Here is an 11,761-nt window from a genome sequence, read left to right on the forward strand (position 1 = left end):
TGATGCAGCTGATAAGAATGAGTCACTTAATAAAGGAGTTTGTTTTGCTCCACGTATTTTAACTTGACCATAAGCTGGTTTAAGTCCTTGAGCAATTAATCTTCCATTTTCTTTTTGGTAGATGAATGTATCTACTAAGCTTCCTGTGAAGAATTTTGAATCTCCTGGGTCTGTAATCATAATTTTTGAAAGCATTTGTCTAATAATGATTTCAATATACTTATCTGAAATTGTAATACCTTGTAAACGGTAAAGTCTTTGAATTTCTTTTAATAAGTAGTTTTGAACTGCACGTGTGTCAGCAACTTCAAGAAGGTCATTAATAATAATTGGTCCTTCAAAGATTTTTTGCCCTGGTCTAAGTGTTTGCCCAACTTTAACACGTAATTTTTGAGAAACTCTACCTGATGTTGTAACGATTTCTTTTTGTCCATTTGGTCTTGTTGTTTCAATTTCAACAAGCATAATGTCATTTTCTTTTCCGTTTTTATCTCTAGCTGGCGCAATTGAAACAACTGTTCCAGTTACAGGAGAGATAACAGCAGGTTTTCCTCAAGGTTTTTCATAGGCATCGATAAGTTCAAGAAGACGTCCAAATCCTCCTGTAATATCTTCAACCCCGGCAACCCCTCCGGTGTGGAATGTACGCATTGTAAGCTGTGTACCAGGTTCCCCGATACTTTGTGCAGCAACAACTCCAACAGCTTCACCGATGTTAACTAAACGGTTTGTTGCAAGGTCTTTTCCATAACAGTGAACACAAACACCATTTCTTGTATGACAAGATAATACTGAACGAATTTCAACTTGGTCAATGTTGTATAAGTTAACAATTTTGTCAGCCATTTCAGCTGAAATTAATGTATTTGCATCAACAATAATGTGACCATTTGCGTCAATAATTGGTTTGTTTGTGAATCTTCCTTCGATTCTTTCTTGTAATGACTCAATAACTGTGTTTGTCTTTGTATCTCTAATGTCTTTTACAACAAATCCAAAGTCTGAACCACAATCAACTTCTTTAACAACAATACTTTGAGCAACATCAACAAGTCTACGTGTTAAGTAACCTGATTTAGCTGTGTTAAGAGCTGTATCTGTAAGTCCCTTACGAGCCCCGTGAGTTGATGAATAGAATTCGTAAGCACTAAGTCCACTAAGGAATGATGATTTAACAGGAACTTCAATTGTTGAACGAACAACACGGTCGTTTTCTGCATCGGCTTTAAGAACTTTAGTGTTGTTACTCATAAGTCCACGCATACCAGCTAACTGTGTAAAGTTAGATGAGTTTCCACGAGCCCCTGAAGTGAACATCATAAATAATGGGTTGTCAATATCTGATTTTGTAACTTCTTTAAGATCTTTTTCAATAGATTCTTTAACTTGTGATCATTTTTGAATTGTTAAGCTGTAACGCTCATCGTCTGTTAAGTAACCTTCAAGGAAGAATTGTTTTAATTGGTCTGTGTATTCTTCCCCTTCTTTGATCTTTTGAGCTGTTGTATCTAATGTTGTAATATCATTCATTGAAATAGTTGTTCCTGATATTGTCGAATATTTGAACCCTAATTCTTTGATATTGTCAAGAATAGAAGCAACATAGTTTGTATATCTGAATCAAACTCTTTCTAACACTAATGTGTAGTCATTAATGTTTCATTGTCTCTTAAGTTTATGTGTTTCTTCATCTGTACCAATGATGAAGTTGATTCTTTCGAATTCTTCTTTAATGAAGTTTGAAATGTTTGTTGCGTGAATTGTAGGAATACGTTCACCCGCATAATCAATTAATGCAGCACAGTCATTGAAACGACTTTCAAAGTTGTTTACATCTGTAGAATCAATAACACCTGCGATGTCTTCCATTGTTACAATGGCAACATATTTTTTGTACACATTAAGAACAATTTTTGCGATGTCTTTTTTGTTTAATCCTAAGTTAACAGGGATATCTTTAAGATATTCAGCAAAGTTTGTTCCATAAGGCATTGTGTATTTGTCTAATGCATTTTCTGATGTGTCTAATCTTTCTTTTTCAGAAACTGAAATTGAACCATCTGCATTAACTGTTTCTTTTCTTGCTATTGATTTACCAAAGATAAATTCAAAGTCTGATGGGAACACTTTGTTTAAGATGAATTTACCTACTGTTGAGAAAATGTAAGGATTTGATGTATGTAATTTAACTGAATTTTTATCTAATTCAGAAACTGGTAACACAACTCTTGTATGTAAGTTAACAATACCATTTTCATAAGCTAACATCATTTCTTCATAGTTAGCAAAGATTTTACCTTCATTAGGTTGTCCTGCTTTTTCAATAGTTAAGTAGTAAAGACCTAAAATCATATCCTGTGAAGGGTTAATGATAGGTTCTCCATCTTTTGGTCCAAGGATGTTTTTAGAAGCTAACATTAATTCACGAGCTTCTCTAACAGCTTGATCTGAAATAGGAACGTGAACAGCCATTTGGTCCCCATCGAAGTCGGCGTTGAACGCTGTAGTTACTAATGGGTGTAATTTAATGGCTTTTCCTCTAATTAAAACAGGTTGGAATGCTTGAATTGATAAACGGTGCAATGTAGGAGCACGGTTTAAAAGAACTGGTCTTCCATCAATAGCTTTTTCAACATATGGTCAAATGATTGGGTTTAATGAGTCAATCATTTTCTTAGCTGATTTAACAGATGTGATTGAAGTTTCATTCTCTAATAATTCTTTGATAATTCAAGGTTCGAATAATTTAGCAGCCATATCTCTTGGGATACCAACTTCGTGCATTTTAAGAGTTGGTCCTACAACGATAACTGAACGACCTGAATAGTCAACACGTTTTCCTAAAAGGTTTTGTCTGAAACGACCTTTTTTACCAACAAGTGCATCAGAGATAGATTTAAGAGGGTGTCCATCTTTTGATGTAACTGGTGTAGGTTTCTTTCTGTTGTTATCAATTAAAGCATCAACAGCTTCTTGAATCATACGATACTCGTTTTGTTTAATTAACATAGGAGCATCAGCTTCGTTTCATTTAGCTAAACGGTTGTTTCTGATAATGATACGACGGTAAAGTTCGTTAACATCACTTGTTGAGTGTCTTCCACCATCAAGTTGAACTAATGGACGTAAGTCAGCTGGAATAACTGGTAAGTTGTAAATCAACATATTTTTTGGGTGTTGACCTGATTTAATAAATGAGTTGATGATTGTTAAACGTTTGTAAAGTTTTCCTCTTTCTTGTTCTTTTGTTGAAGAAAGATTTCCGTTCTCATCAGCTTCTTGGTTAATTAAATCAATTTCAGCTTGAACTTTTTTAGCTTCTTCTTCTAAGTCAATGTGAGTTAATAAATATTCAATTGCTTTTGAACCTGTGTCAATTTTAGCATCTGAATATTCATGAATGATTTCATTGTATTGATAGAAATCAATACCGAAGTCTTTACCAATTTTAGATTCAGCATATGTTCTTAGTTCATCTAAAGCTGTAGCGATGTCTTCGTATTCATCTGTATCTTTATCATACATTTTTAACATTTCCATTAATGCGGCTTCATAAATGTTTGCAGCTTCATTAATGTCAATGATTGTGTTTTTCTTTAATGACTCTAAACCACCATCTTCTAAAACGATGTGTGATTTGTAGTAAATTAATTTTTCTAAGTCTGCTTTTGTTACTTGTTTTGAAGAGTCAGCAACTCTAAGTCCAAGTAATTTAGCAATAATTGAGTGATCGATTTTGAAGAATCAGAAGTGGACAACAGGGTTGTGTAATTTGATGTGTCCCATTCTGCTTCTACGTGTTATTTTAGGTAAAATAACTGGTTTGTATTTTTCACAAGCAGGTGTTCTAGTACATACTGAGTTTTCATCACTTTTTTTGTATTTTGTACCACAAACAGGACATTTGTAGTCTGTTGTAGGTCCAAAAATAAGTTCATCAAATAAACCGTCTTTTTCTGGTTTATATGATTTATAGTTAATTGTTTCAGGTTTTGTAACTTCACCGTGAGATCATTTTAAAATGTCTTCATCTGTTGCAAGTGAGAGAGTAATTTTATTGATTTTATCTTCTACTGATTTAGCATCGAAATTTGAATTATTCATATCAATCTCCCCCTGTTTCATGTGAATCTACATAGTGATATTGTTCACTATCATCGTAATCATTGTCGTAGTTTTCTACTTCAGTTGTTTCAAGTTTCATTCCAAGACCTTTAAGTTCATATGAAAGAACGTTAAATGATTCTGGAATACCTGGTGTAGGTAATTGTTTCCCTGATACTAATGCACTATATAACGCATTACGTCCAGCGATGTCATCTGATTTATATGTAAGGATTTCTTGAAGAACGTTTGTTGCTCCATAAGATTCGATAGCTCATGTTTCCATTTCCCCGAATCTTTGTCCCCCGTTTTGAGATTTACCTCCAAGAGGTTGTTGTGTAATAAGTGAGTATGGACCAACTGAACGAGCGTGCATCTTGTCATCAACCATATGGTTAAGTTTAAGCATATACATAACACCAACAGAAATAGGTTTATCAAATTTTCTACCTGTAATAGGGTCGATTAAAATTTGTTTTCCACTCTTGTTTAATCCAGCTTCTTCTAAACAAGCTTCAATGTCTGACTTCTTAATACCATCGAATGATGGAGTAACGAATTTAACATTTAATTTTCTAGCAGCCATTCCTAAGTGAAGCTCAAGAACTTGACCAATGTTCATACGTGAAGGAACCCCTTGAGGGTTAAGCATAATATCAAGTGGTGTTCCATCTTCTAAGTATGGCATATCTTCTTCAGGAAGCACGATTGAGATAACCCCTTTGTTTCCGTGACGACCAGCCATCTTATCCCCAACTTTGATTTTACGTTTTTGAGCAATAGAAACCTTAACAATCTTGTCAATTCCTTCTTCTAAGACATCACCTTTTTCTCTAGAAAGAACTTCAACGTGAATTACAGTACCATTGTGACCATTTTTAACTTTAAGAGATGTATCTTTTGATGTTTGTGGACGTTGTTGAAGAATAGCCATTAAAAGTTTTTCTTCTTGAGATGGGTTTTCTTCTCCCTTAGGTGATAATCTACCAACTAAAACGTCACCAGCTAAAACTTCTGATCCAACTTTAACAATACCGTTTTCATCTAAGTTTCTTAATGAGTATTTAGAAACGTTTGGAATGTCGTTTGTTAAGATATCGTCACCAGCACGTGATGATCTGAATTGAATTGTTTGTTCTTCAATATGAATTGATGTATAAACATCATCTTTAACTAATCTTTCGTTGATGATAACAGCATCTTCAAAGTTGTATCCGTTTCAAGTTGTAAATCCAACAAGAACGTTTTTACCAAGAGCCATTTCTCCATCTTTGAATGAAGAACCATCAACTAATAAGTCGCCAGCTTTAATTTCTTGCCCAACTTCAACAATTGGCTTTTGTTGAATTAATGTACCTTGGTTACTTCTTTCGAAGTTTCTAAGTGTATATTTATCAAAGCTTTCTTTTGTTGTAATTTCTCCTGTTTTAGGATCTTTTACTTCTTTAAAGTGTTTTACGTGGATTTTTGATCCATCAACAAAATCAACAACCCCATCACCTTTAGCTCTTAAGTTGTATGATGAGTATTTAGCAATATCTGCCTCAATACCTGTTCCAACATATGGAGCTTCTGCTTGGATTAATGGAACTGCTTGACGTTGCATGTTTGATCCCATAAGTGCACGGTTGGCATCATCGTTTTCTAAGAACGGGATAGCAGCAGCAGCTATAGAAACAATTTGTTTTGATGAAACCTCAATGAAATCAATTTCATGTGGTTTACCAATGATATAGCTGTAATCACGTCTAATTGTTAATAAGTCATCTGTAATGTTGTTGTCTTCATCAACGTGAACTGATGATTGAGCAAATGAGTATCCAATTTCTTCAGCAGCTGTTAAGTATCTAATGTCGTTGTAATCTACAACCCCATTGTTAACTTTGTAGTATGGAGTTTTTAAGAACCCTAAATCATTAACTTTTGCATATGTTGCATAGTTTAAGATAAGACCGATGTTTGGTCCTTCAGGTGTTTCAATAGCACAAATTCTTCCGTAGTGAGTTGCATGAACGTCACGAACTTCGAATTGAGCTGTATCACGGTTAAGACCTCCAGGTCCAAGTGATGTAACACGACGTTTGTTTGAAACTTCTGATAATGGGTTAATTTGATCCATAAATTGTGAAAGTTTTGATGAGTTAAAGAATTGTTTCATTTGGTTTGTTACAAGTTTGTTGTTTGTAACGTTTTTAGGTGTAACCTTGTCAGCTTCTTTAGCCCCCATACGCTCACGAGTTGCTTTTTCAAGTTTTGTTAAAGCAACTGATAATTGACCTTCTAATAATTCACCAACTGAAACGATACGTTTGTTTGTTAATGAATCTGGATCATCGTCTTTACCAATTCCATCTGTTAAGTTGAAGTAGTAGTTAATTGCAGCAACTATATCTGAAATTAATAAGTGTGGCTCAACTGATTTTGGATCGTTACCGATTACTAAAACAGGTTGTTCTGGTTTTTCTTCCATTCATTTTCTAGTTGGGTAAACTCAAACTTTAACAATGTGTGTTCTCTTTGCTAACACCTTGCTGTTCTTAATAACGTGGTGGTAAACAATTTCTGGATCAATTCCAGGAATTCTTTCGTATGAAATTTTTCCTTCGTTAAATAAGTTTTGAATTTCTTTAGCTTTTCTAATGTCGATAAATGTTCCTTTTGTAAATGCAGGTTCATCTGCACCTTTAAGGTAAATATCTTTAGCTAAGTATGTGTTTGTAATTCTGTCAACTAAAGAAAGTTTTTCATTTAACATATGACGACCTGTTACAGATAAGTTGTAACGTTTCTTATCAAAAAGCATTCCTGGTAATAATGAACGTTTAGCTTCTTCAGAAATACGGTCACCTTTTCTTAAACCTCTGAAAAGTTCTTCTTGACACGCGTCAAGTAATTCTTCAGATGTGAATTCTGAGTTTAAGATAAGTTTGTCTTTCTTAAGTGTTTCATCAAGTAATTCATTGTTTTCACCAAATAACTCTCTAATTGTTTTTTGTGAAAAACCAAATGCTCCTAAGAATGTAGCTAAGTTAACATTTTTGTTTTTGTCAATTTTAATCTTAACTGCATCTAATGTTGATGATGTAACTTTGTGAGAAACTTCAAGTCAAGAACCAATTCTAGGTAAGATTTCTAATTTGTTGAAAAGGTCATCAGATTGTTTGTTACGCACACCTAATCCGAAGTATGCTCCTGGTGAACGAATTAACTGACTAACGATAACTTTTTCAGAACCGTTGATAATAAAACTTCCACCACTTGTCATGTATGGAATTTCCCCAAGTAAAACTTCATCTTCTTTAATTTCACCTGAGTTTTTAACTTCACTCTTTAAAGTAACGAAAACTTTTGCACTAAAGTTCATTCCCTTCGCTTTAGCTTTTTTGATTTCTTCACTTTCACTAGTGATTTTTTTGAAAGGTAATTCTAATCTAACAGAACCCTTTTTGTATTCAAGCTTAACTTCTCTGTTAGCAGCTTCAATAGGGTAAATTTCTAAAAGACATTCTTGGATCTTTTTGCTCATAAAAAGTTCGAAACTTTCTTTACTTGTTTCAAGAATATCAAAAAGTGGAAGAGTAGTCTTTGTAACTGAGTAATCTCTTCTTCAAGTTTTTGGACCAAATTTACGTAATTTGTAATTGTGTTGTTCCATATTTGTCATTCCTTTCTTGCAGATAAACCTTCAATAAGAATAAAAAAATACACCTCTATGTACAATTTATATAAAAGGTATATAAATTTTACATTAAAAATGTAATTTTTAAAGGTGTATTTTAAAGCATTTTAAGTGAAATCATAAGATATTTTTTAGTATTTTTAAACCTATGTGCTAGGCTTAAAAATTTATTTTGTAAAATTTCCTCAAAAAATTTTGTTAAAAATCTTTTTTAAAGAATAGTAAATCTTGCGATTTTGGAATAAAATTTTGCTGCTTTTTGAATGAATTTCATAACTTTGAATTATTGATATAAAACTTGAGTTTATCTTTGTTTTTTAAGATTAAATACGCAAGTTCCAACATAATTAAAAACACATAAGCAGGCAATATTAATGGAACAATTTTTGAATACTCTTGAGTCTCTTGATATTTATTAATAGTTTTATAAATACTGATATTCGCAAATGCTCCATAAATAATTGCATTTCTAAATGATTTTTCATATTCAAATAAGTTAGTTGAAATTATTTGATTTTTAATTTGTGGAATTATAAAGTTTCTATAAATAAATCATTTCGAATTACCCTGAGCTTGCATATTTGAAATTTTTCTTCTATCAATTGAGTTAATTGATTCAGCAAACTGCTTGCACATATGTCTAAATGACGAAATTAAGATTGCTGAAGTTATCGCAACTTGACTTTTCATCAGTGGATTAAACATATAAAATCAAATTACTGCAGGTATGATTTTGATAATTATCAAAATCGTTTTGTTAGATCACACAAGATATGAATTAAATAAGTTTTCTGACAATATAAATGAGTAAGCTATTGCGAAAATAAATGCAAGAGCAACAGCCACATAAGCACACATAAAAATGTATAAATAATCTTTATAAATGTCAGTTTTCACAACATCGCTGAAGTCTCAAATAAATAGCGATTTAAAGAATAGTGAGAATGTTTTTACGTCTACCTTACTATGGAATAAGCCTGTTAAACTTCAAATAAATATCCCAAAGTAAATAGCCAAAATAAATCAGAAAGCATACTTTCTTCAGTTATATTTGAATTTATTTAAGTCTGCTTTTGAATTAATTGTAATGTTAGGCTTAACAAATAAAACTTTATTAAAGAAGAATAATAATCCTTCGTTGATTAATATAAACAAGAATATAAAGAATAAGGTTATCCCTATATTTTTTTGGTATTTACTTAAATCACCAAAAAAGAACCCTAATCCATTTATTCCAACAATACCTAAAACTGAAACTCATCTTATGTTTGACTCATAAGATAAGAAGAAGTTGACTCAAAATTTATTTTTGAGTACTAATACAATATTTGTATAGAATGACTTTAATTTTGAAGATCCTTTTGCAATATCATTTCAATATTTTTTAGTATCAGCTGCTTCTATTAAATCATTAATGTACTTGTGCAATCATAATCAAGTAAATCAGAAATAAATAGTAAATGCAGCTAAATAAGGGTCAAAGGAAATTTTAAATATCAATAAAAACACAATTACAGGAAAAGCTCTTAGCAATAAGAGAATTATTTTAATAATTAAAGGTATTGATTTGTGTTTATGAATATTCGTTGAAGCAAAAAAACCTGTAAATAAAGCTGCTAGAAAACCCAAAATGCTACCACAAGTTATTGTTTTGACTGTCTGGATAAAGTATTTAAAGTTTAATTCTCATAAGTTTTCAGTTAAGTTTTTGTTATATGACTCGAATGAAAACATATCTGTAAAATTTTTAGCAGCTCTTTTTCAACCTGGATTCGAAACCGGAGAAAAGAAACCTAAATAATACATTGAGACTATTAATAAAATAAGTGCAACTAATATTAATATTCACTTTTTGAAAAGGGACTTATTTTGATATTTTGTTAACTTGGTTTGGTTCATCAAAATAACTTTCTATTTGTTTTTTATCAAATTCATCTTTGATAAATACTTTATCCACTTTTCCACGTTTAAGCGATATTAACTTATCACAATATTGGATTGCTAAATTCAAATCATGAATTGCGATAATCGTATATCTATCTTTAGAAAACTCTTTTAAAAGTTTCATAACATTATGTGAATTTTGGTTATCTAAATTACTTGTGAGCTCGTCTCCAAGTAAAATTTGTGGTTCATTAATCAAACTGATTAATAATTGAGCTCTTTGTTTTTGACCACTAGATAACTTATTTATTGGTTCAAGGAGCAAGTTAGAAATTTGTAATCTTTCAGCAAGATTTCAAATTTTATCTCTTGTTTCCTTATCAATAAATTTAAAGAACTTATAAATAAAGTTTTTGTAGTGCTTGTAATTAAATTTCAGATTATCAAAAGTTGAGTAATTAACTAAATTTAAACCATCAGGATCAACATATTCGATTTGGTTTTTATATTTTCTTTTTTGGTTTTTCGTTAAATTTTTAATATCTAAATCATCTACAATGACTGAACCGTTTGCTATAGTGTCAAAGTCATAAAAAGATTTAAGGATTGTTGATTTTCCTGCTCCTGATTTTCCGATTAGACCAACTAATTGGCCTTTTGGAATAGTAAAATTAAGATCTTTTAGAACAAAATTTTCATTATCTTTATATTTAATTACTACATCTTTAAACTTTATCATTCTTTTAAATCTCACTTAATTTATTTCAATATTCTGTTTGTTCATTATCAATTGACTTGTATCCGTAGAAACCATTTTTAGGTCCTCAAATATCTTTATTTTGTTCTGATAATGATTTAAACACTGAGTTAATAGCTTTTTTAGCTTTGTCAGTAACTCTTGAACTGTAAACTCCTACATTGTATGGTAATGGGTCTGTTACAGTCAAGAAGTAAATATCTTGTTGTTGATCCCCTTCACCAGGTCTAACTTCTGGATTAACCTTGTATGAAAACTTTTTACTATCCTTATATTTTGTATATGAATAAGAACCTTCATTATCGAAGAAAATGTGAATATTAGCATTAGCTTGTGTTGAAGCTTCAGTTAATTTAGCCTGTTTTATTTTATCTGAGTATGTAACTCTTAATTGATCAAGTGAAACAAATGGTTTGTTTGTTTCTGTATTAAAGTTTTTAGCAAATAATGCTTCTGGTAATAGGTATTTGCTTCCTGATGAGCTTTTACCAATTCCTATTCCATATGAAACAAATTTTTCTAAATCTTTAGTTTTTCAAGCTTTAATAATTTCATCAGCCATAGTACGAGTTGCAACGATTGCAATTAACCCTCTTTGGTATGGTACTAATTCATCTGAATAAAATCTAGGGTAGTAACTTTCAGCTCATTCTCCCTCAGGTTGATTTCAACCATTCCCTCAGTCTTTTTGTTTGAAGTACATGTTTTCAGAAGCTGCAATCGTCATTAAAGATGCACCTGAATCTTTTGAATAAGTTGCATCTTTAATGTCACCTTTAAATTGTTTTGTTAATGTTTGAAGTGCAACTGATAAGTTTTCTGAAATGAATTCATCTTTTTTGCTTAATAATGTTCCTGAATTAATGAAAGCTAAATCAGTTTCACCTTTTAATAATTCATCTTTTGCAACATTATATGAATCATCTTCAACTAACTTAATGTTAAGTTTGATTGATTTATCAATCTTTTGAATTTCTGAATTAAATAAATTATTTAACTCAGTTTTGTAAGTGTCTGCATTTTCAATACCATAAGGTTTGATTAGAGAAAGTGTATAAGTAGTCACTTTTTCATCTTCTCTTGCAGAAGAACACTGACCAGCAACAGCTGGTAATGTTGTTAGCGCAAGTAAACTTGCACCAAATAGTAAGCTTTTTGATTTTATTTTCATATAAATAAAAAATCCTTTCTTTTGAATGAAAGGACATCGAAAAAGAAAGACTCGCTACGCTGGCATTACCCAGTTCAGCTAATAAGAGTATTTCTCAACCTGCGATTAAAAAATAAAAGCAAGTACCTCTGTCCTTGCTTAATATTTTACTTTAAAAATCAAAATA

General features: G+C 31.4%; 4 protein-coding genes, 1 pseudogene and 1 riboswitch. All 5 genes and pseudogenes read right to left on the reverse strand.

Annotation, left to right across the window (positions count from 1 at the left end; genetic code table 4):
* Window positions 1–149 precede the first annotated feature (149 nt).
* Window positions 150–4,104 (reverse strand): annotated as a pseudogene (locus tag ACMZI9_RS01385) (DNA-directed RNA polymerase subunit beta'); the annotation flags it as partial.
* Window positions 4,097–7,759, reverse strand: coding sequence for a DNA-directed RNA polymerase subunit beta (locus ACMZI9_RS01390; RefSeq protein ID WP_416099090.1), 3,663 nt, complete (start codon window positions 7,757–7,759; stop codon window positions 4,097–4,099). The pseudogene ACMZI9_RS01385 and the gene ACMZI9_RS01390, both read right to left, overlap by 8 nt.
* A 222-nt stretch (window positions 7,760–7,981) precedes the next feature.
* Window positions 7,982–9,589 (reverse strand): hypothetical protein, encoded by a 1,608-nt coding sequence (locus ACMZI9_RS01395; protein ID WP_416099091.1) that lies wholly within the window; start codon window positions 9,587–9,589, stop codon window positions 7,982–7,984.
* 58 nt (window positions 9,590–9,647) lie between these two features.
* Window positions 9,648–10,406, reverse strand: a complete 759-nt coding sequence (locus ACMZI9_RS01400) for an ABC transporter ATP-binding protein (protein WP_416099092.1) — start codon at window positions 10,404–10,406, stop codon at window positions 9,648–9,650.
* A gap of 4 nt (window positions 10,407–10,410) precedes the next feature.
* On the reverse strand, window positions 10,411–11,595 hold the full coding sequence (cypl, locus tag ACMZI9_RS01405; RefSeq protein ID WP_416099093.1) for an ABC transporter thiamine pyrophosphate-binding lipoprotein p37/Cypl: 1,185 nt from the start codon (window positions 11,593–11,595) through the stop codon (window positions 10,411–10,413).
* 34 nt (window positions 11,596–11,629) lie between these two features.
* Window positions 11,630–11,735, reverse strand: a riboswitch (TPP riboswitch).
* Window positions 11,736–11,761: the final 26 nt, after the last annotated feature.

The sequence above is a fragment of the Mycoplasma sp. 4079 genome (assembly GCF_047785185.1).
Taxonomy (GTDB): Bacteria; Bacillota_I; Bacilli_A; order Mycoplasmatales; family Metamycoplasmataceae; genus Mycoplasmopsis.